This is a genomic window from Chloroflexus aurantiacus J-10-fl (assembly GCF_000018865.1).
Lineage (GTDB): Bacteria > Chloroflexota > Chloroflexia > Chloroflexales > Chloroflexaceae > Chloroflexus > Chloroflexus aurantiacus.
On sequence record NC_010175.1, the window covers coordinates 874,558 to 899,963 of the forward strand.

15 protein-coding genes are annotated in these 25,406 nt (G+C 54.8%); 7 read left to right on the plus strand and 8 right to left on the minus strand.

Features of this window, described 5'->3' with window-relative positions; all coding sequences use genetic code 11:
- Positions 1 to 631: 631 nt before the first annotated feature.
- The 5 genes from CAUR_RS03370 to CAUR_RS03390 form a co-directional block, all read right to left on the minus strand.
- Positions 632 to 3,754 (minus strand): PA14 domain-containing protein, encoded by a 3,123-nt coding sequence (locus tag CAUR_RS03370; protein ID WP_012256544.1) that lies wholly within the window; start codon positions 3,752 to 3,754, stop codon positions 632 to 634.
- A 20-nt stretch (positions 3,755 to 3,774) separates the two neighbouring features.
- On the minus strand, positions 3,775 to 7,995 hold the full coding sequence (locus tag CAUR_RS03375; RefSeq protein ID WP_012256545.1) for a Kelch repeat-containing protein: 4,221 nt from the start codon (positions 7,993 to 7,995) through the stop codon (positions 3,775 to 3,777).
- 715 nt (positions 7,996 to 8,710) lie between these two features.
- Positions 8,711 to 12,115, minus strand: a complete 3,405-nt coding sequence (locus CAUR_RS03380; protein ID WP_012256546.1) for a clostripain-related cysteine peptidase — start codon at positions 12,113 to 12,115, stop codon at positions 8,711 to 8,713.
- 258 nt (positions 12,116 to 12,373) lie between these two features.
- Positions 12,374 to 13,522 (minus strand): MGDG synthase family glycosyltransferase, encoded by a 1,149-nt coding sequence (locus CAUR_RS03385; RefSeq protein WP_242605045.1) that lies wholly within the window; start codon positions 13,520 to 13,522, stop codon positions 12,374 to 12,376.
- A 4-nt stretch (positions 13,523 to 13,526) separates the two neighbouring features.
- The gene (locus CAUR_RS03390; RefSeq protein WP_012256548.1) at positions 13,527 to 14,666 is read right to left on the minus strand and encodes an MGDG synthase family glycosyltransferase; all 1,140 of its coding nucleotides are present in this window, start codon (positions 14,664 to 14,666) and stop codon (positions 13,527 to 13,529) included.
- A gap of 482 nt (positions 14,667 to 15,148) precedes the next feature.
- On the opposite strand from CAUR_RS03390, the gene CAUR_RS03395 reads away from it, so the two are divergent.
- The 7 genes from CAUR_RS03395 to CAUR_RS03425 all read left to right on the plus strand — a co-directional run bounded on the left by CAUR_RS03395 (position 15,149) and on the right by CAUR_RS03425 (position 22,185).
- Positions 15,149 to 15,637, plus strand: a complete 489-nt coding sequence (locus CAUR_RS03395) for an HNH endonuclease (protein WP_012256549.1) — start codon at positions 15,149 to 15,151, stop codon at positions 15,635 to 15,637.
- Positions 15,638 to 15,983: 346 nt separating this feature from the next.
- Positions 15,984 to 16,616 (plus strand): hypothetical protein, encoded by a 633-nt coding sequence (locus CAUR_RS03400; RefSeq protein WP_012256550.1) that lies wholly within the window; start codon positions 15,984 to 15,986, stop codon positions 16,614 to 16,616.
- Positions 16,606 to 17,517, plus strand: coding sequence for an alpha/beta hydrolase (locus CAUR_RS03405; protein WP_012256551.1), 912 nt, complete (start codon positions 16,606 to 16,608; stop codon positions 17,515 to 17,517). Before CAUR_RS03400 ends, CAUR_RS03405 begins: the two co-directional genes overlap by 11 nt.
- Positions 17,514 to 18,914, plus strand: a complete 1,401-nt coding sequence (locus tag CAUR_RS03410; protein WP_012256552.1) for a GAF domain-containing sensor histidine kinase — start codon at positions 17,514 to 17,516, stop codon at positions 18,912 to 18,914. Before CAUR_RS03405 ends, CAUR_RS03410 begins: the two co-directional genes overlap by 4 nt.
- A 99-nt stretch (positions 18,915 to 19,013) precedes the next feature.
- On the plus strand, positions 19,014 to 19,937 hold the full coding sequence (locus CAUR_RS03415) for a DUF1338 domain-containing protein (RefSeq protein WP_012256553.1): 924 nt from the start codon (positions 19,014 to 19,016) through the stop codon (positions 19,935 to 19,937).
- Between the two features lie 371 nt (positions 19,938 to 20,308).
- On the plus strand, positions 20,309 to 21,238 hold the full coding sequence (locus tag CAUR_RS03420) for a DNA-methyltransferase (RefSeq protein ID WP_242605046.1): 930 nt from the start codon (positions 20,309 to 20,311) through the stop codon (positions 21,236 to 21,238).
- Positions 21,235 to 22,185, plus strand: a complete 951-nt coding sequence (locus CAUR_RS03425; RefSeq protein ID WP_012256555.1) for a hypothetical protein — start codon at positions 21,235 to 21,237, stop codon at positions 22,183 to 22,185. Before CAUR_RS03420 ends, CAUR_RS03425 begins: the two co-directional genes overlap by 4 nt.
- 20 nt (positions 22,186 to 22,205) lie before the next feature.
- Here CAUR_RS03425 and CAUR_RS03430 read toward each other — a convergent pair whose 3' ends face one another.
- The 3 genes from CAUR_RS03430 to CAUR_RS03440 form a co-directional block, all read right to left on the minus strand.
- Entirely contained in the window at positions 22,206 to 22,859 is a 654-nt protein-coding gene (locus tag CAUR_RS03430) for a response regulator (protein ID WP_012256556.1), read from the minus strand.
- Positions 22,860 to 23,156: 297 nt separating this feature from the next.
- A complete protein-coding gene (locus CAUR_RS03435; RefSeq protein ID WP_012256557.1) occupies positions 23,157 to 24,395 on the minus strand; it encodes a sensor histidine kinase in 1,239 nt (412 codons plus the stop codon).
- Entirely contained in the window at positions 24,392 to 25,345 is a 954-nt protein-coding gene (locus CAUR_RS03440) for a hypothetical protein (RefSeq protein WP_012256558.1), read from the minus strand. The genes CAUR_RS03435 and CAUR_RS03440 overlap by 4 nt, the downstream gene beginning before the upstream one ends.
- Between the last annotated feature and the right edge of the window lie 61 nt (positions 25,346 to 25,406).

A 25,406-nucleotide genomic window follows, 5' to 3' on the forward strand; every position in this document is an offset into this window, starting at 1 on the left:
GGAGCTTGCTTTTGGCTCCTCCCTCCAGCACTGGTACCGGCACCATGCGCGCCGGAGGCGCGCGCTCCCAGCTCCCGGCTGGGGAGCACGCCCATCATCACTCCCCCGACCCGCTCCGGCACGCGGGCAATGCAGTATTCGAGGTATGGGTAATGCATAGCCCACAGCGCGAGAGAGACCGGGGCGAGGACGTATGGTGTCCGCTACTGTATCGCCTGTAAGGAGCAGGAGTTAACGGTTCGGGGTGTAGCCGCTTTCGCGAGCCTGTTCAAGGTTACGCCGCATCGTCGAGCGCGGGGGTTAACGGTTCAGCGTGGAGAAGCCGTATGTGATATACCGGGTTATGGGCGTATTAGTGGCGTGCGCTCCTACTGGTTACCAACGCTTGCGCACAGCAGTGCACTGATCAGGTGCAGTGTCAGCACGACTGTGGGTAGGGCATCATAACTTTTATTACACACAAAACGTGACACCGGGCGATCATCCTCGACACCCTTGCATCTACAAGTGGATGCACGGTGGACAGTATCAACAACCATAGCGAATGGCAGCCCTCTGGCCGCCATTCGCTGAGATGTCCGGCCCTCATCGGTGATTCGATGAGCTGATGATGAGGGCTGGCAGCTACATCCTAACGCTGAACCAACGGTACACGCACGATAAAGCTGGCCGACGGCTCCTGCTGCTCGGCTTCGAGACCTAATCCAAGCGTGCCCTGTTCGTGCAGCAGTTGGAAATATGTCTCAACCTCATCGCCGGTATTGCTTTGCTGGGTCAGCGCAACACCCTGAGCACCCATCTGCGCTGATGACAGTGCCGATGGCTGCGCAATACCGTACCACGTCCCATCAGCACGGCCCCAGGTCACTTCCAGATATGCCAGGCCAGTGGCTTCGTAGTGCTCGATCTGGAATGTTCGCCAACCGGCACTGATAGCCACATTGGCACAGGTCTGCCCCACGCTATCACGCCAGCGTTCAAACTTCACCTGCCCATCAACCTTAAACCGGAAGCCATCATCGGATCTGACGCAGATACGATACGTTCCGCCTCTGAGCGATACCGGCCAGGTGAAGCGTGACGAGAAGTTGTCTTGATTGGACGCATGCGGTCCGCCTAATCCCCAATTCTTGCTCACCGTATTGAGAACTTCCGAGCGGTAGGTTCCGCTGAAATTACGGTTACTCCAATATTCGGCGAACACCCTCGGCCAGAAGGCAAATTCCATCGAAGCCACACTACTATTTTCGTAGAAATCAACTATCAGGTTGTGTGTGCCGGGATTGAGGCGGTAGTAGGATGAATACGCCGACCGTGCTGCGTGATCCCACCATTGACTCAAAATCAGATTGCCATTCAGAAAGACCCGGCTGCCATCATCACTGCGCGTGTAGAACTGCCAGGCACCACCGGGCAGGAAGAGTGAACGCTGCCAGCGCACCGAGAAATTATCAGGTGGCAATGCAGGGTCTGGGCTGCCCAAGCCCCAGTTGAAATTGATAGCGGGATCATTGCGCGTGAGTGCCGGTGTTCCTTGCAGGAAGCGATTGCTATAATACGATCCTGTCCATACCATGGCAGGTGTATGGTATTGCCAGTTTACCCGTACCGCAGCAGTACGCACTACCTCATAATACTCAACTTTAATCACATGCTCACCGGCCGCGAGGTAAACGTCAGTGGCCGAAGGGGTAAAGGATCGCGGTTGCCATTGATTCAGCACCAGCCTTCCATTAACATAGATCCGCAAACCATCATCAGAAGCGGTGGTGAAGCGATACACACCACTCCGATCAACACGCACCTTTTTTGTCCAGCGTACCGAGAAGTTGTCGGCCTGTACCCCAGGAGCTGGTGCGCCAGTCTCCCAGTTAAAATTAATCGTGTTGTCACCCCGCACTAACACCGGGCTCCCGGATAGTGACGTATTGTTGAAGTATTCGCCACGCCATTGCGAAGCGTCGACCACCGAACCGGTGCTGGCAATGGCGTTGACTTTAAATGCCCAGAAGAAGCCAGGATAAGTTGCGGTCATCTGTTCCCAGGTGTACACCACCCCTGCCCCATCCCGCAAAGTACCATAGGTACGGCGGTTATTGGCATTCCCTGCCGGATCGTTGACGATCAGTCGCACCTCATTGCCGGCCCGCTCATAACCAATAATCACTACGATATGGCCGACGCTGGAAAGATTGGTGCCGGCAATGACCGCATGACCGCGTTCGAGCGCGTAGATTACCCCCTGGAGTGTGTAGATATGGTGCTGCTGCGTATCGCTATTGTAGGGAGGACCACCCTTTTGATCAATGCCATACAGGCGGAGTGCCCGTTCTGAGGGTTCGCGTCCGAATGAGGATGACGGCACATAGGTGCCGTTGTAGTAATGGCCGTGGTGGAATTGCACGACAAGGTTGCCGAGATCACCGCGTACTTTGCCTAGACTGGCCAGCACCATGACTGTGGATGCTGTGCCACACGATTGGTTTTTACCGGTAAAATTCGCCGGTGTATCGATTTTCTGATGCACATACGGTGCATACGTCGTTGGGTCGAAACCGGGCACGATATACCGACTGTACAGCGTCGTTGCCGTAGCCTGGGTTTCAACTGAAGCCAGTTCCGTGTTATCCAGACCAAAGACAACCAGTCCTTTGGTGAAAGGATTGGCCACACTATCGAGCGCTGGCAAGCCGATCAGCGCCGAACCATCCTCACTCCACTGGAGACCGTTCGTCTGCACCGAGACCGTCAGGGTTTGGGTTGTATCCGTCTGCAAATCGTGGACGAGCACCTCACCGGTCGAGCGCCGGGCAATCGCCACCCTGTCACCCTGCGGTGACCAGACCGCAGCGCCAATATCACGCGGGTCGCTGTAGACCTCTTGAACGTTACTACCATCAAGATTCGCCGTCAACAGGCTGGTACCACTCTCAGGAACGGTGGAGAAGAGCGAACTGGTGGTCACAGCCGCAATGCGCGTCGTGTTAGGAGCGGTCTGGACAATATCGAATGAGAGGTAAATGGTATCGTCGTCGTTGCGGAGCAGATCGCGCACGGTACCATCGTCAACATCAATGCTGTTGAGACCGACCAGACTCTGCGTTTCGGTATTGACGACGGTATAGAACAGCGTGCCAGTGTCAGCAATCCCGGCCACTATCTGCCCTACACCCTCACCCACAATCTGCTCGTGGGTCTGACCATCGGCGCTGCTCAGCCACAGTTCACCGGCGAAGCTGGCCACGGCTGCCTGTTCCATGCGGTTGATGGCGTTTGCATCAGCTTCGCCAGCGAAGGGGCCACGGGCCAGCGTATAAGCAACCTGATCGCCATACCAGGCGAATGAGGTCGCCGCCAGTGCCGGATCCTCACTGGCGTAGATGAGGGTTGTATCCAGACCGTAGAGATCGGTCACGAAGATCGCACTATTCCCGGTATCACCATCAATCACCATATACGCCACTCGTTGCCGATCTGGGGAGAGCTTCGCAATCACCCGATCAACGGTGACGGAACTGACCGGAACAGCCGTAACCAGATGCCAGGCATCATCGCGCAAGAAATAGATGCCGTAGGTCGAGGTATTGTACGCCAACACATAGACACTGGCCGGCAGATTGGGATCACCAGACATGATGAGATTTTGCTCCTGATTTTGGGCTTGTGCTGGCGTGATTGGCCGCACTACACTGAGCAGGAGCAGTGCAATCAACCCAAACGATAGCCACCATGGACGGAGAGAGCGTGTACGCATAGAACCATCCTTTCCCCAACTTAGCGCTGAATCAGCGGCACATAGATCCGAACCGGCGTGACGATGTCGTCAATGGCAAAGGGGAGTGCAGGTGCTGTGGTAACCCGATAGAAACGACCTCCGTTATCTTCAATGCTGCCATCCATCGCAATCAGACGCAGGAAGTAGGTAGTGTCTGGCTGTAAGCCACGGAGTACGAAGAGTGTCTCTCCTGGAATGGCACTCGCGGTACCGACTTGCCTGATCCACGGCCCTCCTTCCTGCACGGCGTACTCCAGGCGGGCAATCCGACCATCAGGCGCTGTCCAGCGGATCAGCATGCCATCAGCGGTACGGTGAGTAATCAATGGATGCGATTGCCGAAGTACTCTCTGTACAATGAGACTCACCGGAATGCGAATTTCGGCAGCCGATGGATCATTACTTTGAATAATGAGCACAGCCCGATATGTGCCCGCCGGCATGCCACGACCATCAAAGTGAATGGGAATGGAGAGGGTTTGACCAGGCTGAATCACGCCACTGGTTTGTGGCAGTCGCAACCAGCCCAGACCGGTGCGAGCTGCCTGAGCTGCCGCGTAGACATCGAGCAGGCCATAGCCGGTCTGTTGATCAGGCCCCGGTGCTGCCAGATCACGGGCGGTTGTGCGGAGTAAGGCTTCAAGCTGGTCAATAGCCAGACCGGGGCGAAGCGATAGCAGGAGCGCCACTGCTCCTGCGGTGTGAGGACTGGCCATCGAGGTACCGTTCTGGGGAAGCGTGCCACCATTCAGTGCCGCCGACTCGATGGCCACCCCAGGCGCAACGAGATCCGGCTTCACATTACTGGTCAAACGCGACGGGCCCTGGCTACTGAAGGCTGCCAGTGTATCGTTATCATGCGTGGCACCGGTAGCAAAACTCTCGGCATAATCACCGGGCGAACTGACACTACCCACACCGGTAACAAGGCAGCCTGGACGGGCCTGCCCGCAATTCCCGGCAGCAAACGCAGGAAAGATACCTGCGGCGCGCCATACGGCTACCATCTGCTGGAACAGTGGCCGACCACCCGGCCCGCCCCACGAATTATTCACCACCTGGGGTCGCATGTCAGGATTAGCTGCCACCGGGCCGAGTGTAGACGGATACGGCGCAAGCATCCACTCCATCGCCCGCAAGATATCAATATCCTGACACGCGCGACGACTACAGGCACGAGCGGCGATCCATCGGGCACCCGGTGCGACACCGATACCGTCAATACCGACCATCGTGCCAATCGTATGCGTGCCATGTCCGTTATCGTCACCGGGCGCGTCGGGAAAAGTACCGGTCGGATCAAACCAGCTATAGCTGTGATCGTAACTACCATCGGGATAACGACCACGATAATTGGCGTTGAGAAGCGGATGATCGAGCTTCGCCCCGGTGTCAATACTCCCGACAACCACACCTTCGCCGCGCACACCGAGTTCATTCCAGACCCGATCAGCCCCAATCCGTCTAATGTTCCATCTGACGCCAGTTGATTGCGGGGAGGCGCCAGTTGGCATCTCATCAATCGCATAGGTCTCGCTGATCGTAATCCCAATAACACGTGGCTGCGCCAGCAATGTGCGCAGAGTTTCGGCATCCCCTCGCACCACAATCGCATTTACGCTGTACAGCGACCAGTAAAAACTCACTGCGCCGGTTCGACGCTGCCCTTCCAGATAGCGTAACGTCTCGGCCTGGCTACGTGCGGCAACTTCCTGAAGATGACGGACTATGGCACGCCCCCGTTCACGCCAGTCTTCAATTTGCATTGCTGCCCGCAGATCGGCCACTTCATCCATGTAGACCAGATAGGTCTCATGGCGCGTTGATGTTGTTTGAGCAAAGTGGGCAAGGCGAGCATCGAGACGGTCGGGTGGACGATAGAGACGGGGCAACGTCCATGAGGTATCCGTTGCAGCAGTCGGATGGGACGAAGCGGTTGCAGTACCAGCCTCAACCCGCAAATTAATCGTCAACGGGCTGGCACCACGATTGCTTATCGGCAACAATCGCTCAGTACGCTCACCGCTCACGACGGTTGCTGAAATTGGATCGGTTGCCACTACAATCTGCGGATTATCGATAATCGTTAAGGTTTGAGTAACAGGTGCCGACCAGATGCCGGCACTGTCACGCACCGCCAGCGCGACTTCGTAGACACCGACCGCGAAATCAGCCGCATTGAGCGTCTGGTGAGCGGTTGTGCCAGGCAGGACAGCACCATTGATCAACCAGCGATAGGCATTAATCTGGCGACCACTCCCGTTAGCGGCAAAACCACTCCCGATCAACTGAATACGATCAGTACTGCGATTAGCAGGATTCGGTGACACACTGTCAATTCGAGCCGTCGGCAAAGCCGAGCAAGAGGACTCAGCACGTTGCCATACGTAAAGTTGTTCACGTTCTGGTATGCCACCAACAATCAAGGCCCGGCAGGTTGCCAGTTGATACGCAGCCGCGTGGAATGACAATACAGGAGGACGCGGTACATCAGGGAGTTGCGTCCAGGACACTCCATCCCAGGCCCAGAGCACTTCACTCAGTTCGTCATCACCAATCCCACCGAAAAGGATGCTCTTTTGGCGAACGGCATCGTAGAAGAGGGTGTGTCCCATACGTGCAGCAGGGCCACGAGCCACCACCTGCTGCCAGCGACTCCCATCCCATTCCCACGTATCATCGAAGTAGGTTGGTGTTTCGCCCTGCAGCGCATAACCACCAAACAGTACTACCCGACCACGGAGTGAATCATAGGCAGCAGCATGGTTGCGGCGTGCCGGCGGACGAACAGTGGGTGATAGCGCAATCCAGGTCTGGCCATCCCATTCCCAGGTATCACTGTAAAAGCCGGCTGTGCCTTGAGCGCCACCGAACAGGACGATCCGACCACGAGCGGCATCATACGTCAGGGTGTGTCCCCAGCGTGGTGGTGGTGACACAGACGGCGTGCGCAGTACCCACGTGCTACCATTCCACACCCAGGTATCGTTACGGCTACTACCACTGTACCCCCCAAAGAGGACAACCTCTTGACGAAGTGGATCATAGGCCATTGCGTGGCCGAAACGAGGGGAAGGTCGTGTTGGCGGTGATACCATTCGCCAGCCCTGTTCGGCAGTCCATAACCAGGTATCGTCTAGCGGTTCACCGTCAATACCACCGAACAAAACAATGGTTCCGCGTCCAACATCATCAGCCAGCGCCGTCTGTGTTCGCGAGGAAGGAGCTGACGGCCCGGAAAGCGGCTGCCAGGTACTCCCATTCCAGAACCAGGTATCGGCGTATGTTTCAAAAAGCCCATTCCCGCCAAACAAGAGCAGACGCTGCTGCACAGGAGCAAACGCTGCTGCTGCACCACTACGCGCCAAAGGTGACAGAGAAGGTGTTAAGCGTTGCCAGGAATGGTTGTGCCACAACCAGGTGTCGTCAAGCAGGGTTTGCTCATCTTCGCCGCCAAACAGTAAAACACCCGCTGTTGTTGTCACCAGGATGTGATCAGTACGGGCAGAAGGTGATGTTGTTGGTGACTGAAAAACCCAGCTTGTACCATCCCACACCCATGTATCATCAAGTATCTGCGAACCGAAATCGGTGACCGACGCACCACCAAACAGCACGATCTGTCGGGAAGCTGCATCATAGGCCATGGCGTGTTCGTGCCGCGTTGATGGCTCACTGTCCGGGAAGAGTTGTGTCCAGGTAACGCCATCCCAGACCCAGGTATCATTCCGTGAACGGCCATCATAACCGCCGAAGAGCAGGATCTGCTCGCGCTGAGGATCGTAGACCATGGCGTGAGCACGACGTGGTGATGGAGATCGGGCGGGCTGGCGTTGCTGCCATCCCCCGGCTGACCATACCCACGTATCACCCAGCATCGTTTGGCCGTCCCACCCACCAAAGAGCACCAGTTCCTGACGACGTGCATCATACGCCAGCGCTGTATGACTACGCGGTCCAGGTCCACCGAAGCCTAACCATTGCCAGCGCCCCTCACGCCATACCCATAAGTCATTCTGTAATTGTGGATTCTGGTCGACAACTGTGCCACCAAACAGAAATATCTCTGTGGCATTCGCCGCCATTGCGTGGTGCTGACGCGCCACCGGCACATCAGAATGCCATCCAATCGTTTGGGTAGCGGCCACTCGCGGTACTGCCACCGGTAAAACACTACCCAGTATCGCGATCAACGTGCAGAGCAACAGAAGACGACGCATAGTTCACTCCCAAACCTGGATAGATTAGGGTTTACTATGAGAAAGAGACGGAGGGAAAAGGTGGTTTTTGGCAATGATCAGGGTATGGAGGGGAGAGTATTTGTGTCGTCTTCACCAAAAGAAAGTATCGGAGATAGATCTTTGTAGATAACAGCAACTTGTGCGCAAAGACGTGCATCGTTCAGCCGGGCGTACTCGTGCTGAATCGCCACCAGACCGAGCCGCCAGTAGGTTGTCGAAAGAGCACCGACTCCGCGCATCCGTTCTCAGGTGCGTGCAGGGTGATGGCTGGATCGTATGTCGTGCTTTCACCACTCCCAGATTTTAGATAAGACAAAGCAACCCGATGTGGTGGCACGAGATAGGGGCACGGCATAGCGTGCCTTACCACAGCAATCATTCAGTTCTTGCAGATAGTAATACGTCGCTCAAGGATAGCGTCAGGGCGACTCTGAGTAGTGTGTCAGGACTCCTACAGAACCAGATTTGATATCATAGCTGTCAGTCAAAGGGAAGACTTTACAATGGCATCCAGACAGGCTGCAATCTAACCTATAAGAGTACAGGATATACCCATTCCCAGCGAACAACTCCATCGCCAGCATACACCTGACATCATGGTTCCCCCTCTGCTCTCTTACCGGCAGAGAGCAGAGAGGGAAGATGCACTATCGCGGAGATGCGGGTTGTAATGTTACCACCAGTATGTCAACCTCTACCGTCCGCGTACAACAAGTGGTACGTAGACAACCTCATTGGGAATGAGCAGTGGTAACACCTCACGATTGAACGGTGACTCTGGGGGCAAAGCAGCTACTCCGAAAAAGTCTGCGAGGAGACTATCCCAGCTACTATCGCGGGTGAACTGGAATCGGAGGTGATCGAGATATTGTTCATAATCATTCGATCCCGACCGCCGTGGGAAGTAGAGACTAACCCCATGAGCGTTATCTAGTTCGATGTAGATATCATTGTACACCCCGCTTGCCCTGTAGTTCACGACGACCAACCGATTCTTGACCACATCCTTCACCTGGCGGGCCGCACTCTGCACTGTTGCATTCTGCACGTACCGTTCCAGTGTATCAGCCCAATGATACAGGTCGATGTACTCATCATCCTGATCGATCCTGTATAGCGGCTCACGTGAGTCGAATTTCTGAACTGCCGAACGAGCATTCTGCATAGAGGTTGTGACTCCTGACAAATTACTTCGCAACGCATTTGCCAGAGTATCAAGAGCCTGACGTGTACTGTTTACCTGACTCAGATCAAGTACGGAGACTGTTCGCGGTTTACTGTTAATCAGACGGTGGTTGTAGTACAGTGTTGCAATCCGACCAGCCAGGGTACGTGGAGTAGTATCGGCACTGATTTCGGCAATCGCATCGGCCAATCCAGCCAGTGCTGTTGCATCTCCACTACTGAGCTGGGTTGCTGGCACATAGAGGTTGTAAGCGAAGACAGCCCAGGCCAGATTTTGGGATGCGATCAGGTAGTTCGCATAAGACCGTATGTCGTAGGCTTGCTCCAACAATGCCATCGAGCAGGCATCATAGTGGACAATATCAATCTTCCGCTGACCACCATTTGTCGCATTATGTAGTGCGGTGCGCACCTCAGCGGGTGTCAGCTTGTCTCTGTTGTGTGAATCGTCCCAGGAGAAGCCTTCAATGCCATTACCATGGCTGGCAATAGCCAGGTAGGAGTATTGGGAAGGGTACGTGGTCAGCGCCCACTGGACGAAATTTTGCAGTGTTTGCGCGTCTCCCATGTTGAGTTCGCCCATACTCCAGGAATTCACATTTGGAGTGTATCGGCCATCTTTCTGGACTAACAACCGTCTCGTATCACCACGCCCGTTGCTATCTATCAACGCAACCACTTTGACATTAGAATTGAGGGTGAGAGCCTCCAGATTGCGAATAGCGTTTTGCATATACCGACTGAGGTTATTATCCCCATTAAGGTAGAGCATGAAAAGAAATGTTGGTTGCGGAGTAGGCGTTACCGTTGGCCGCGCCGTCGCTGTAGGAGTAGGCGTCAACGTTGGACGTGGGGTCGCTGTTGGCGTAGGGGTGGCAGTTGGACAGGCCGCCGACCATGTCTCAACCTGATTGCTTGGTGGCGATTCACCCGCACCGTTGTAAGCGGTGATACGGTAGATGAAATAGCCATTACAGTTCAGATTTGGAATGGTATAGCTGGTAACATTAGCCCCAACTGACGCAATGCGGTGCCAGTTGCTACCATCCGACCAGTAAATATGAAAGCCATCCTCGTTGTTGGAGTTGTCTTGCCAGGCAATCGAAACACTGTTTGTGGTACTCCCGGTTTGACGCAGATTGCTGGGTGGTTCGGGCGTAATTTTTGTCCATGAAAAGTCAGTACATGCCTGGCCCCAGAACTCAATGAATTCGACCACTACATCGTGATATCCTGCGCTCAGCCGTATATCTGCTGTATACTCTTCATTGACCCGTCCCCAGTCACGGTCTTCAATGATCAGGTTGCCATCAACCCGGATGTACACCCGATCATCAGCAGCGGCGCGGAACCGATACACTCCCTCATCGAAGTAGAAGCGTCCCGACCAGCGCACAGTGAAGTAATCGGGCCAGACCCCCCACCGCATTGCACCGGGTTCACTACCAGGGGCGTTATCCACCCAGCAAGAGCTACGGGAGCTAATGGACTGATTCTCGACCCAGGTTGGTCCCATCTGGAAATTCCACACATCATGGACGTAATTCCGAAATTGTACGTGCCACTGGCCATCCTGCGGTGCCGGCCAGCTACGTGCCTCAATATTTCCCGGCCCATGGTAGATGAGGAAGCCGTTACGAAAGCTTTGCTGGGGTTTTCCTTCAGTATTGAGGTATTCGTCACTGGTAGGTACGCCAAGCCACGAATCTGGTCCACCGATTGACTGATAGTGTTGACGAAATGCGCCACGGAGCACATAAGCCGGCACACCTCGTAAATGATCCGGGTCATTGTTGCGATCATACACTAGCAGCGATGGTCCAAAGGCACCACCATCATATTCCTGTATCATCACGGGATTGGTGTTACCCCACCATACAACCAATCCGGCGGGATAACCGAGATTTCGGGCGCCACCGTGACGATTGTAGGCCTGATCAAATACCGGCTCCCGGCCACTTCCTTGTCCAATCGAGTAGCCGCTACCGATAGCGCCTTCATTAGTAATCGTATTGTTTGCAGTAAAGTAGATTGATGCGCAACGGGTGGTGGCATCCCGGATCCGTATCATGCAGTTTCCTGACACATGCCATCCGCCAAATTCAAAACCATCAATAGGCATATTCTGACCATTAATGGTTATCCAGAAATGGAAATGAGCACCGGTTACGTAACCCTGACAGCGCACCTTTGTACCCTGTCGACCAACCGCTTCCCAACGCGCGACTGCCTGACCATTACCAACTGTGATCGCGTCCAGATGGTAATAATTTGTCGAAATACCATTACCGTGATCAATGCGAAGATGCGTATCAGCGGCTCCAGGGCAGGCATGGTACGCCACACCACCACGTGCGGCATGGACAGTGGCATTAGCAGGCCCGGCAAAGTCAAGTGCCGCTGATTGAGCACCGTGAGGTCCCTGGGTCAGGTATCGACTTTCACCGACCGGCCAGGGCAGGGAAATTTGCATCGAACGGTCGTTCTGTAATTCAATCAGGCTCTGTAACGACGTTGCAGGATTATAATCCAGGGTTGCCCATTGCTCAGGCGTAAGGAGATCTCGCGGAATGTGCTTCAACGCTGCCCGGAACAGGTCGGTGTATTCAATCGCCACCGCCCAACCTTCGGTGCGTTGCTCGGCCAGGTAGAGATAGACGTTTGGCAGTTCGTTATCGGCGAAGACGCCAACTGTTCCGAATGTCCAGCCATTAAGCTCAGCAATAGAACCAACTTCGAGGATTGCTGTCGCAGATACTCCTTTCTGGTCGCGCACTGCTGCTTGAACCGCCTGCTCACGGGTACCGGCATAAACCGGCAGGGGTGTTCGGCGATCCGCCTGTACGACCAGTGGCGAGCTACTACTCAACAAGAGAGCGACGATCAGGAGATAGAGGAGGCGATAGCGCATCATACGGGCACTCCTTTGCGGGTGTTACACGCGCAATGCTTCACAACTAATACAGACCGACAACACGACCAGCACGGTACCGGATAGACCTTTTGACCCGTTCAAACAGCGATTCATGTTTAAGAAATGCGAGAGAGGAGTAAATTTGGCAGCAACATATAAACATCCCGCAGGAGAGGCTCTTTGAGTAGCTCCTGCGGGATGGATGCAGATGGTACGGAATTACAGGTGGAAATTATAGGCTGCTAATCTGGATTCGTGTTATGATCCCCCAACCGGTTGCAAACTCAACTGCTGGTGGATAACGCGGGCAATCTGGATTGCCCCGTCGCGCGGTACGGCATGTTTGAGTCGTTCGACGGTTTCGGCGTAGCGCACCGGGTCTTCGAGCTGGCTGATTGCGGCTACAATCCGTTCGTTGGTGGGGCAGAAGAAGCCTAACTCGTAGTTCAGCACAAAATCAATGTTCCCGTGTTCCTGTAAACCCACCGCCTCAGTGACGATGACCGGTTTGCGCATGACTAACGCTTCCATCAACGTGCCAGGGCCGGCTTTGGTGACCACCACATCACTGGCCGCCATCAGCTCTTCCATGTTGTTGACGAAACCAAACACATGGGTATGCGGTAGCCGTGGCCCACTGCGTAGCTCTTCGTAGAGCGCCCGGTTCTTGCCGGTCACAACCAGGAATTGTTTGTCGGGCATCTGTTGTTCGAGGGTTTGCACCAGCTCGCCAAGACGACCAGAGCCGACGCCACCGGCAGTCAATAGGACGGTGAACCGATCCGGTTCCAGTCCAAGATCGCGGCGGGCAGTTGGGGCATCGCGTTGCTCGGCAGCAAATTTGGGATGTACCGGAAAACCACAGCGCTGGAGCTGGCTGGGTTTCATGCCGCGTTTGTGCATTAATCGGTACGCTTCGTCGGTTGGGGTCAATGCCAGATCAACACCAGGATAGCTCCACGAGGCATGCAGGGTGACGAGATCGGTCACGACGGTCAGCACGCGGAACGAATGCTGCCGTCGCCGCCGGGCCGCACATACCAGGCGATGAACGAGGGGATGGGTGACAACCACCAGTCGTGGCCGCCGCTCGGTCAGCAGACGATTGAGGTTCTGGCGGGCAATCAGGTAGACAATCCGCGATAGAAAGCTGACCGTTGATTGGGAATTGGTCAGTTGGAACGAGAAATTGTACAGCTTTAACCAGCGGGTTGAGAGTTGATCGTAGAGACCGGGCGCACTGCGCACACCGGGAACATTCGTCGCCTGCAAGAGGTCTTCAATTGCCCAGGTGATGCTCGCACCGGACATCTGCTCAAGGGCAGCACTGATTGCCACCGCAGCACTACGATGACCACCACCGGTATCAGAGATCGCAAACAGGACATCAATCGGTTGTCGATTCATAGCATTAGTCATGGCGGTGACTCTCAAGATCGGCAATCACCTTTTCGGCAATGTCAAGCGCCGCCCGCGGATGCGCTGCCGCCTGCGCACAGCGGCGCATTTCAACCAGCATGGTTGGATGGTTAAGGAGGTTCACCACAGCCCGAGGTGTCGACTCGCACATACGGAGCTGGATACCGCTCCCGGTACTGACGACGTAATCGGCATTCCATTCCTCGTGACCGAGGATGGGGTCAATGATAACCATCGGTGTACCGCGGGCCAGAACTTCGCTCACGATCAGACCTCCGGCTTTGGTGATGACCAGATCGCTGGCGGTGATCAAATCGTCAACATAATCGACAAACCCCAACACACGCAGATCAATGTTCGGCGTGGAAATAAAATCGCTTAACGACTCGACCAGGGTTGTATTGCGCCCGGCAACCACGATCAGGGTTGCCTTGAGCGAACTCTGCATGAGACCGCTGACGATCAATCGCACGTGTTCATCATCAACCCCGCCCCCGAAGAGGGTAATGACCGTCCCGTCAAGCGGGAGTTCGCGCCGTTGCCGTGCTTCGCGGCAATCGTTGGGCTGGGCAAAGGCCGGGTCAATCGGAATCCCACTCACGACGATCTGCTGTGGACTAACACCGCGTTCGATCAGTTGAGCGCGTGTCTGTTCGTCACCGACAAAATAGCCATCGATCTCGGTGTACGTCCAGAAGGTATGGGCTGCGTAGTCGGTAATCACGCAGTAGATCGGTTCGGTCAGGCGCGCACTGCGCTTATAACTGACCAGCAGCTCCATCGGGAGAAAATGGGTGCAGATGATGACCTCTGGCTGAAATGCCCGCAAGACCTCTTTCAAACCATTCGTACCAATGCCCTCAACCAGCTTGCGGATATTATTCGTTATCTCGGCCAGGTTCGGATCGGCATTGGTTTGAGTATAAAAATAGCCCCACACTAGCGGCGCCCGGTCGGTCAATTCGAGATACGAGCGTGCGTAGGCAAGGCGAAACAGACGTGAGGTGTGGTCAAGTACGTCTTCAACCCGTACCTCACCCGGTTGGCGACGACTAAAAGCAGCAGCCAATGCTTCAGCAGCACGCTTATGGCCGGTTCCAACCGATGCGTGCAAGATTAACACCCGCGGCATAGATCTATCTCCCACGAGGCACGTTGCTGTGCGCGAACAATAGTATCTTTCAACCGTATGGTACCATAAGTCGTCTGCATAAAGTTACCTTTTCCCAACCGAATGTCAGAGACCGGTGATGAGAAGGCGGAAAACAGCTATAGGTCGTGAATGAGGTGTATACTGCTGTTAGATGTTCTCTACCGTTGATCGTGACGAGCAAACACAGCATCCTCGTGACCAGTATGGGCAACGGCGTGCCACACAATGGATCGTGAGCACGGCCTCTGCACTGCAAACGCCGCGCCACGCGCATAACGAGCGGGCAAGGTAACCAATTCAGCGCGTGATGGCACAACCGAAGCTGCGCTCTGCCAACGAGCCAGGAGCCGGATAGACTATCGTTGGCGATTGGCAAGTGTTCATGCGCCTGGGCGAAAAGCCGGGAGCACGACAGCACAGCTTTTATGAAATAAGTGCTAGTAATCACTGGAGATGTAGTTGTGAACTTACGACTGGTCATCGAATTAGTTCCTTCAACTTCCTGGTACGCAAACATGCGCAAAGTGCTTCCCAGGAAAGTATGGGACAACATCCGCAAGAGCGTTTACGCCGAGTATGGACACAGGTGTGGTATCTGTGGAGCCACAGGCCGGTTAGAGTGTCACGAACGTTGGGAATATGATGATGAAAAGCACATTCAAACCTTACGCGGTTTCATAGCGCTATGTCCCTTATGTCATCGGGTGAAGCATATTGGTCTTGCAGGGATACATGCGGCTAAGGGAATTGTTGATTATGAGAAAGTAGCTCAGCACTTTATGAATGTTAACAGGTGTGATCGAGACACTTTTGAGCAACACAAGAAACAAGCATTTGCGCAATGGCGACAGCGTTCCCGCTATCAGTGGCAGATAGATTTTGGCCCGTATCAGAGTATTGTTGAAGGTGCTGGTAGCTCAAAAGCACCTCGTCCATCAGAGTCTATGTAACTCGACTTGTCATAACGTTTTCGGCTGCCCAACCGGTGACTGATCCAAAAAACACAGCATAGCTTCCGCACGCCAAATCACGCAACAAGTGTATCATAGGGTGTAGACAGCATCCTATGATACACTATTCCTCCACATCCACGCCGCAATGATCGCAGGAATGCGCCAGTGTCCATCTCGTTTTTGCAGTGGCGGGCTGCGGCTGTGGCGTACTCTATAGCGGTGCAGGTGTCAACGCTGTACCGATTCTATTTTTCCCCATCCAACCGGTCTATCGGTTCGCGGGGAGCGGGTTGGGCGCGAGTGGGATGGTATACTATACACAGGGTAAGCCAACGGAGCCGTTATGCGGGGATTTGGTCGGTTATTGGGCGCTCTTTTGCGGGGGCCGGAGCGGACATTTGGTTGTCTGGTGTTTGTGCTGGGTGGTTTTAGTCTGGCTACCTGGCCTGTGGCCGGTGTGGGGCCGATATTGACGTTGATTACGTTGCTGCTGATCGTCACCGGGCTGACGCTTTTCTGGCGGGATGCGGGCTGGTTTCGCCGGGTTTGGGGTGGTGGTTTGATGCTGGCGGTGGCGGCAGCGGTGATTGCGATGCTTAATCCCGATACGCCGCACGGTGCGATGTTTCAGGTGGTGGCGTGGCTGGCGTTGCTGCCGGCAGTGCTGGCGGTGATCGGTTATGCCTACCAGCAGTGGTTTGGGCAGCAGGAGGCGCCGGTGTTGGACGAAGGGTCGCAGGCTGTTGCGGGTGATGCCGACGCGGCTATTCCGCCGCCGTTGCCCCGTCAGCAGCAGGTGGCCGATGCTGTGCCGCCGCCGTTGCCGCGCCCGCGCCGTGCGTTTGGTGATGCGCCGGCGACTGAGCCGAACGAGCCGGCCATTGATCTGCCGCCACCGCTGCCCCGCCGAGTCGCGGCGACCGATCTGCTTGAGCGCCTTTTGAACACGCCACCAGAGCAGGGCAATGGAGATTGATCCGCGTGCACAATTGATTGAGTGGGAGAGCAGTAGCCTGGGGGTGAAGGGGCGGATGTATGTGTATACGCCGCCAGAGTACCATCCCCACGGCCCGGCGTTGCCGGTCGTTTATCTGCTGCGCGGTCATGAACGGGAATGGGTTAATCGGCGCGAAGATGATAGCCGGATGGGGAGCGCTATTGATGTTTATGAGCGGGTGCGCGCACGAGGGGAGATTGGGCCGTTGATTCTGGCGATGCCCGGTCTGGCCAGTACCGATAATCGGATTCCCGGTTTGCTAGCCGATTTTGCGGCACCACATTTGACCGATGCAGAAGGGATCGGCAGTGGTCGGTTTGCGACGTTCTTTTTTGAGGAAGTGTTGCCGTTGCTGGAACGGGAATTTCACGCGCATCCCCAGGCCAGGGCAATCACTGGCTTTTCGCTCGGTGGCTATATGGCCGTGAAAGCGGTTGCCCTGCATCCAGAGCTGTTTGTCAGTGTCAGTGCCTATGATGGGTCGTTTCCTTACGCCAGCGACAACGGTCGGCGATCACGACGCTACGACACGCTCTTTACCGCGTCAATGTTCGATCCGGCACTGGGACGACCGCGCGATCCGGATCGTTTGCGCGATCACAACCCGATTTGTCTGTTGATGCGGGCTAATCGGGCTGCGTTGCGGCGGATTACCTGGATGATTCAGTATGGACCGGAGCACATTGAGCCGTGGGGGGCAAACTTTTACCGGGGTGAGTATCTGCTCCGGGCGCTGGCAACCCTCGGTATTGCCAATGCGACTCCGATAGCGGCCCTGCCCGATGGGGCGCATACCTGGGCAGTGGCTGATCGTCATTTGGAACAGGCGCTGCCGTTGCACTACCGGGCGTTCGAGCGTGTGATGAAGTCAGACCCATGAAGACGCCACCCTCTGATACGATTGAATTGCTGGTACGCCTGCGCTGGCCGTTCGCGGCAGTGGTGGGGTTGCTGTTTGCGCTGACCCGCCTGGTGGAAGGGTTGTATTTTGATGCCGCGATGGAGACACCTGCCGGACGAGCGCTTGATCCGATTGTGTGGGGGCTGCTGGCGTTTGCCGCGATTTGGGGTGTGTTGAGCTGGGCCATCCATCAGGAACGGTTGCGGATCTCGAATGAAGCGCGTATGCTGGCCGCCCTGCGCGAGAGTAACGAGCGCCTCGAATTACTCTACGAGATCAATCAGCGGGTCGCGTCGAGCGCCACGCTTGATGAGGTGCTCGATTATGCGATCACGCTGCCGGCCCGATTGGTGAATGCCGGTGCAGCCACAATTGTGCTGATGGACGAGCAGGGTCAGCCGTACACGGCCCGCGTGACCGGGATCGACGCTGGAGAGCTGGAACGCGCCCGGACAGCGTTTCTGTTGCGCTTGATGACGTCACCCCCCGATCAACCGGTGGTGTTGTCACCGCATTTAGGATGCAATTGGGCAGCGTGCCTGGTGCTCCCATTGGTAGAGCACGATGCCCACCCGATTGGATGGATCGAAGCCTTCCTCAAAGAAGGTCCCGCCACATTACGCGAGACCCGTCAGCCGGTACTTCAGCCGTTGCTGGCGACGGTGGCCGGAGAGCTGACGGAGGCGGTGGTGAATAGCCGGCGCCGGGATCGGGCGATTGCCAGTATTGCTGCGGTTGAACGGGCAATTAGTGCTGAACGTACCCGCATTGCGCGTGATCTGCACGATGGTGTTGCCCAGTCGCTGGCGTTTATGCGGATGCGGATTGATCTGTGGGAAGACTGGCTGACCCAGGAACCAGAACGTTTACGCGAAGAGTTTGCTACGTTCAAAGCCAATCTGCGCCGTCAGATTGAAGAGTTGCGACGGGCAATCTTTGCCCTGCGGCCGATTGAGATCGGGCAGTTGGGCTTTGCCGGCGCTCTACGCCGCTTCATTAACGAATTCGCCGAGCAGCAAGACTGGGACGTTTCGATTGACTTCGCCGAACTGCCGCCCGATCTGCCTCCGGTGCTTGAGCTGGCAGCGTTTCGCTTTGTGCAGGAAGCCCTGAACAACGTTGCCAAGCATGCGCAGGCCCGCCGGGTCTGGATCAAGCTGGGAGTGCGCGACCAGGGGTTGATCATCCACGTGCGGGATGATGGGGTTGGCTTTAATCCTGGTGAGGAACCACCTGCCGGACATCTCGGCTTACGGCAGATGCGCGAACGGGCAACTGCACTGGACGGTCAGTGTATGATTATGTCTCGTCCTGGCGACGGGACGGAAGTGCGGGTCTGGCTGCCATTGCGCTACTCTGTCACCACCGTGAACTGAATCCATCTTCTGGCGTATCCACAACCGGGCCGGTGATCGGGTAAGATACCTCTACAAGAGAGTCACCACGCAGGCGTGGTGTGAGTAGTGTGAGGAGTTATGACAACCACAACCACCGACCGTATCCGCATCTTTGAGCAGGTACTCGACGGTTTGATGCGCCGTTATCGCGAACGGGTACCTGATGTCAGCGCGATTGCGCAGGCTATGGTTCGCGAAGGGATTATTACCTCACCCGATCAGATCGAGAACGACCATATTGCCTTCCGCACGATGGGTGTGCCGCACCTCGGCATCCGCTCGCTGGAGAAGATTTTCCTGCACTACGGCTATGAGCGGCGTGATCGGTATCACTTCCCGGCCAAGAAGCTCGATGCTTTCTGGTACCATCCGCCCCGCCCCGATCTGCCCCGTATCTTCATTTCTGAGCTGCGGGTGAACGATCTTTCCCCAGAAGCAGCGGCCATCATTCACAGCTATACCGATGAAGTGACATCTGATCCGGTCGATGCCCTTGATCTGGACGATGCCGCGCAGGTTGATGAGTTTCTGCACCGTCCACTCTGGCGCCTGCCGACGTGGGCCGATTACCAGCGGCTAGCTGCCGAGAGCGAGTATGCGGCCTGGGTGATTTACAATCGCTACTACCTTAACCACTTTACGATCACCGTCCACAATCTACCGACCGGCTACAACACGATTGCCGATTTCAATGCGTTCCTCGAACGGCATGGCTTTAAGCTGAATGATGCCGGTGGGAAGATTAAGGTCAGCCCCGACGGCAAGCTCTTGCAATCGAGCACAGTAGCCGAAATGATCTGGGCCGAGTTTGCCGGCGGCGAACGTCATCAGATTGCCGGTTCGTATGTTGAGTTTGCCGAACGGCGTCCGCTCGATGAGTTTGCCCATCTGCCGCCACACGAGCTGCGGCGGGAGCATCGGCGCGAAGGGTTCGAGGCCGGCAACGCTGATAAAATCTTCGAGAGCACTTACAGCACGCAGACGGTGAAGCGAACTCATTAAGACATTGGCGTGTACACAACACTGGTGAGAGCGACAGGCAAGCCAGCCTGTTCCGCGGTGTCCGATATAGAGTACGGTGAGTGCGGAAGTACGGCTTCCGCACTCAAAACGACCCGACCAAGACGGAGTAAGCAGAACCTTGTCTCATTGAAAACAACTACCCCAAAACATCAGTAATGAAGAGATGCTGTTCTTGACAAACCCATACCTCTTTGCTACAGTGACGAACATCAATTGTGTTATCCACGCGAAACTCAGACAATACACCCAGAGATATAGCAAATCATATGCAAGATCACCACGATTCATATCCTTTGTTCCCCGAAGTCAGAGAGGCTTCGGCATCGTATACGCGGAACAAAGAACTCCCCATGTTCTTTGGTCAGCCGATACGAAAGGGAACGATCCTCAATATCGAAGATGTGCCATCAGACCCGCACGAACCTGTGCTCTACTACACGCACCCTCATGGAGAGATTTGGATTGGCGACGCCATTGCCTGGCTCCGGTCGCTTGAAACCGAGTCGGTAGATATGATCTTTGCCGATCCACCATATAACATTCGCAAGGCAGAGTGGGATAGCTTCGAGTCGCAGGCAGCGTATGTTGAATGGTCGTTAGAGTGGATCAGCGAAGCCGCTCGTGTTCTCAAACCTACCGGTACGTTATACATTTGTGGATTTTCCGAAATTATTGCTGATCTCAAATTACCGGCATCGCGCTTTTTTAAAGGATGTCGCTGGCTGATCTGGCATTATAAAAACAAAGCAAACCTTGGAAAAGACTGGGGACGTTCTCATGAAAGTATCCTTCATTTCCGCAAAGACAGACAATTTACATTCAACATTGATGATATTCGCATCCCTTATGGTCATCACACGCTGAAATATCCCGACCATCCACAGGCAGAGACCAGCCAATACAGCCGGGGAAGACGACGCCAGGCTGTCTGGCGACCGCATCCACGCGGTGCAAAGCCGAGAGACGTGCTGGAAATACCAACCACCTGCAACGGGATGCACGAGAAAACACCGCATCCAACCCAAAAACCTGAAGAATTGCTACGAAAGCTAGTTCTGGCATCCTCGAATGTTGGTGATGTGATCGTTGATCCATTTCTTGGCTCTGGAACTACTGCGGTCGTTGCAGAACAACTCAAACGTCGGTGGAAAGGATGTGATATTTCGCTCGAATATTGTCAATGGGCAGTCCAAAGAATTGAATTAGTAGAAGATTGGCCAATCGAAAAATGGATTCAATACGATTTTGAGAATGCTGAACGAAGGAAATCCATTCGATGACCACAGTCACATTATCTGGTTTACAAGTCAGAGTACAGGATAAGACTGCCTTCCAGAGCCTTGATGAATACTACAAACTATGCTACGACTTTCTTTCATTCGTCAATCGCCAGCAGCTTACCCCTATCGTTTCGCCTAACCGCCATCACTATATTTTTTATCAGTTTGATCAATTCTACGGATACAGAATTACACGTCCAATCAACACAAATCTCTTCATTGAAGATGCTAACAGCTTTAATGAAGAATTCAATCAATTTTTGTCATTTCTTGATGACGTAAAATCAGACAGAGATGATGTTATCAGAAGACCATACGTTTCAGCATATTTGCAATCTCGTGGAGTTCACAAAGTCATCTACACAATACAACAATCAATCGGTTGTGTTGGTGATTCATTCGATAACTCAAACCAATCACGTAAACGGGTAGGGCAGCTTTTCGAGATATTTATCAGGCTGATAATTCAGAGATTAGGGTTAGACTGCGATTCGAGAACGATTACTCTGCCCCTACCTGGTTATCCTGACCATGAAATGTCTTTTGAGTTAGATTTGGTATTCTCAAAAGGAAGTACTCTTGTTGTTGCCGAGACCAGAACTCTTCACGAAAAAGAAATTATTGCGTCAGTAAAGACAACAAGCAAAGATCGTCTGGACAAGATTTTTCTTGATAAGCATCTCCTCAGTCACATCTTGGGCAGAAACGTACCGGTTGTAGCAATCTTTCTCCACGACGTACAGCGTTCCAGGTTTGGAAATAGTCCTTTTGGGATTAGTTCAACATTCAAAAGTAACCATTTTCTGGGTTACACAATCGCTTTAAATGGTTTAGATGGAGTTTACTATGTTGATCTGCCTGAATCTGTGATCGGCAAGCAATTCTACGAGCAGATTAAAGACTTGCAGACATTTCTGATCAGAGATATCTGGGTGCTGACTGCATAGATAGCAAGCACTCGCTGGAATTACGGCAACAACCCCAATTCACGCGCACGGATGATGGCCTGGGTGCGGTCACGCACGGCCAGTTTGGCCAGCAGGCTAGAGACGTAGTTTTTGACAGTACCCTCGCTGATACAGAGCTGATCGGCAATCTCGCGGTTTGAGTGTCCGGCAGCAATGCCATGCAACACATCCATCTCACGCTCGGTAAGCGGTTCGGCTAACGGCGATGGCCGGGTGGCCGGTGCCGAAGCGGCCAGGCGAGAGAATTCGGCCAGTACTTTGCGGGTGATACTCGGCTGAATCAATGCCTCACCACGGGCCACAATGCGGATTGAGGCGACAATGTCGCTGCTGTCGGCATCTTTGAGCATGTAGCCACGGGCACCGGCTTTCAAGCCCTCAATCACGTATTCATCGTCATCAAAGGTGGTCAGGATGATCACACCGATGTGTGGCCAACGCCGACAAATCTCGCGAGTGGCGGCAACCCCATCCATTACCGGCATCCGTATATCCATGAGAACAACATCCGGTTGCAACCGCTCAACGAGTTCAATGGCTTGCTGACCATTCACGGCAGTGCCGACAACTGTCAAATCTGCTTCAAGATCGAGCAGGGTCTGAATACCCTGACGTACCAGGGTCTGGTCATCAACCAGCAGGATGCGGATCATAGTCCCTCGCCTGACGTTACTATAGCGCCACGTATCAGGTGACGCTGTCCGGACACTGCACAGCATCTGCGAGCGCGTCAGCGGCGGATGCAAAGATGTGTTCTCGCTCTAACCGCTGGACACCCTGTCACCGTTCTGGGACGGACAATCAATATATTTCGGGAGGTAGTCCGACAAACCCCCGGCGCTCGTAGCACCAGACCGGGGTGACGCGGAAGTATGGCTTCCGCACTTCGCGATCCCCTGACGCCAAAGAGTTTTTCAGCGATACACATGGGCGCTCTCCGCCTTACTCTGTCATGCATTTCTCGATCTGCGGGGAAGCACAATCGCAAGGCGAAAACCACCTTCCGGTTGCGGTGCAGCCTGTATCTCGCCACCCAGCCGGCTCACCCGTTCGCGCAATCCGGCCAGACCAAAACCGGTTTCGCCAATCGCAGGAGCGGGCGGCCCGTCATTGATCACGTCGAGACGCACCGATTCGGTATCGGCAATCAATCGCACCGTTACACACGTAGCCTGAGCATGCTTTTGCACGTTCGTCAAACCCTCTTGGGCAGCGCGGAAAAGCGTCATGACCATTGCCGGCGAAATCTCACCAATCTCACCCGCCTGTTCAAACCTGATCTGGAAGGACGCGACCCGGCTGAAATCGTGTACCAGCCGTTCAATGACGACCGGTAACGGCTGCTCGGCAAGTGGATTGCTCCGCATTATAGCCACACTCTGACGCACTTCGGTTAAGGCGGCCTGTGCCGCTTCACGGCACAGATGAAGCGCCTGCGCAGCACGAACCGGATCGTGTTCGAGTAAGCGGGCTGCGACCTGTAACTGCACGTGCAGGGCGGTTAGATGATGGCCCAGGCCATCGTGAATCTCGTGCGCCAGGCGAACCCGTTCTTCGGCAGCAGCCAGGGCCAGTTCGCGCTCGCGCGAAGCTGCTAACGCCTCATTCGCGGCCCGTAGTTCAGCCGCCAGACGCTCAGTGCGCGCCATCTGTTCGCTGAGCCGGGCTAACACGATGGAAAAGATGAGGGTGAAGATGAGACCCAGCGCAATCGATGGCGCCTGGGTCAGGATTTGGGTTGACGACACGCCACGCAGCCAGAGCACGCCATTCCAGCCGGCATAGAGCAAGAGGCTGAGCGCCAGACCAGGCCAGATACCGAGACCGATGATGGCCTGCGAGCCAATCACAAAGAGAATGAAGGGCAGGAAGGTCCAGCCTTCATCGAGACCAAGATAATTGACCACGAGAAAGATCAATGAACTCAGCCCGAAAAAGAGGCGATTGGCGACCACATCACCCCAGCGCAGTTGCAGGCTATCCCAAGCCGCATTAAGGGCCAGCAGCAGACTCAAGAGCACTATGACCGGATAAAAGCGTTCTGCCGGTAGATGACGATGAAAGAGGATATACTCAACCAGCGCTACCGTGATGACGGCATAGGCTGCCATCATTAATGTATGCTGACCGTTATTGAAATAGGCGGTTAACCGTTGCCACCACCCGGTTTGCTGTGCTGACGACATCATTGCACGACCCACGGCTGTAAAATGTAATGCCACCAGTTGTTGAGGACGCCATCAGTTTCACCGGCAACTCGCGGCAGATGGTCGAGCCACCAGAGATGATGGAGACGCATATCGCCATTTCCCCACTCGGCACAATCCATCAGTCGCGGTGGTGCGCTCAAGTCGGGAAACTGGTACCAGGCGTCGGCCCGTGACTCCACCCGACGCGGATTTCCCCAATCGTAATCACGGGTGCTGGAAGGCGCAAAATGGACGTTACCGCACTCATCAAGGCGGGTGAAGCGCGTCCACAGATTGCGTTCAGCCGGGTGATGCCGATAGACGTAGGTCATAATCGACTCAACCCGATGACCAAAGTTCTCCAGCATACAGCCAACATCACGCTCGACATTAAACCCCATCACAATATAGCGGCGTGCGGCAGGAATGTGCAGCGGCGGCGCATTGCACCAGAAGGCAGCGGGGCCAATCATCCGACTCTCATAATAGCCGGCATAGGGAAAACCGAATAGCCAGATTTCGTCAATCTCACCCCGATCAATGGCATCGCCTAAACCAATCTCGGCCAGCAATCGCTCATAATCTGCTTCATCGGGCTGATGAAAAGGGATGCGGCGTTCCCAGGCAGCCAGATAGGTCGCGCTATTGTAGCGAAAGCCGTCAATCTTCACCGGAAAATCGGTAAACGTGCGCCGCACGACAATCCGGTAATCGGCAATCCCCCCTGAGCAAATACGGAGATCGGCGATATACTGCGCTGCCAGTACTTCAGGATCGTACCAGCCCATCACCTTGCTTAACGGCAGGTTCCCTCGTTCGGGAATAGGTGGATCGTGGACAATTAGCGCTACATTCAGCGGTATCGGCACACCGGGACGGTCACCACGCACAATCGTCGGCTGAGCACCCGCTTTCGGTCGGTTCCCCCAGTTCAACAGCCAGTCAAGCATCGCCGTTGCCTCCATTCAGCGGTATGGCGCATGAGAAGTAAACAATGTCCAACCGTCACAT

Bases quoted from the DNA above. Each gene is read 5' to 3' on its own strand.
- CAUR_RS03425 (WP_012256555.1), top strand. From the start codon at position 21,235: ATGACCACAGTCACATTATCTGGTTTACAAGTCAGAGTACAGGATAAG.
- CAUR_RS03410 (WP_012256552.1), top strand. From the start codon at position 17,514: ATGAAGACGCCACCCTCTGATACGATTGAATTGCTGGTACGCCTGCGC.
- CAUR_RS03385 (WP_242605045.1), bottom strand. From the start codon at position 13,522: ATGAATCGACAACCGATTGATGTCCTGTTTGCGATCTCTGATACCGGT.
- CAUR_RS03380 (WP_012256546.1), bottom strand. From the start codon at position 12,115: ATGATGCGCTATCGCCTCCTCTATCTCCTGATCGTCGCTCTCTTGTTG.
- CAUR_RS03405 (WP_012256551.1), top strand. From the start codon at position 16,606: ATGGAGATTGATCCGCGTGCACAATTGATTGAGTGGGAGAGCAGTAGC.
- CAUR_RS03415 (WP_012256553.1), top strand. From the start codon at position 19,014: ATGACAACCACAACCACCGACCGTATCCGCATCTTTGAGCAGGTACTC.
- CAUR_RS03400 (WP_012256550.1), top strand. From the start codon at position 15,984: ATGCGGGGATTTGGTCGGTTATTGGGCGCTCTTTTGCGGGGGCCGGAG.
- CAUR_RS03440 (WP_012256558.1), bottom strand. From the start codon at position 25,345: ATGCTTGACTGGCTGTTGAACTGGGGGAACCGACCGAAAGCGGGTGCT.
- CAUR_RS03420 (WP_242605046.1), top strand. From the start codon at position 20,309: ATGTTCTTTGGTCAGCCGATACGAAAGGGAACGATCCTCAATATCGAA.
- CAUR_RS03435 (WP_012256557.1), bottom strand. From the start codon at position 24,395: ATGATGTCGTCAGCACAGCAAACCGGGTGGTGGCAACGGTTAACCGCC.
- CAUR_RS03375 (WP_012256545.1), bottom strand. From the start codon at position 7,995: ATGCGTCGTCTTCTGTTGCTCTGCACGTTGATCGCGATACTGGGTAGT.
- CAUR_RS03370 (WP_012256544.1), bottom strand. From the start codon at position 3,754: ATGCGTACACGCTCTCTCCGTCCATGGTGGCTATCGTTTGGGTTGATT.
- CAUR_RS03390 (WP_012256548.1), bottom strand. From the start codon at position 14,666: ATGCCGCGGGTGTTAATCTTGCACGCATCGGTTGGAACCGGCCATAAG.
- CAUR_RS03430 (WP_012256556.1), bottom strand. From the start codon at position 22,859: ATGATCCGCATCCTGCTGGTTGATGACCAGACCCTGGTACGTCAGGGT.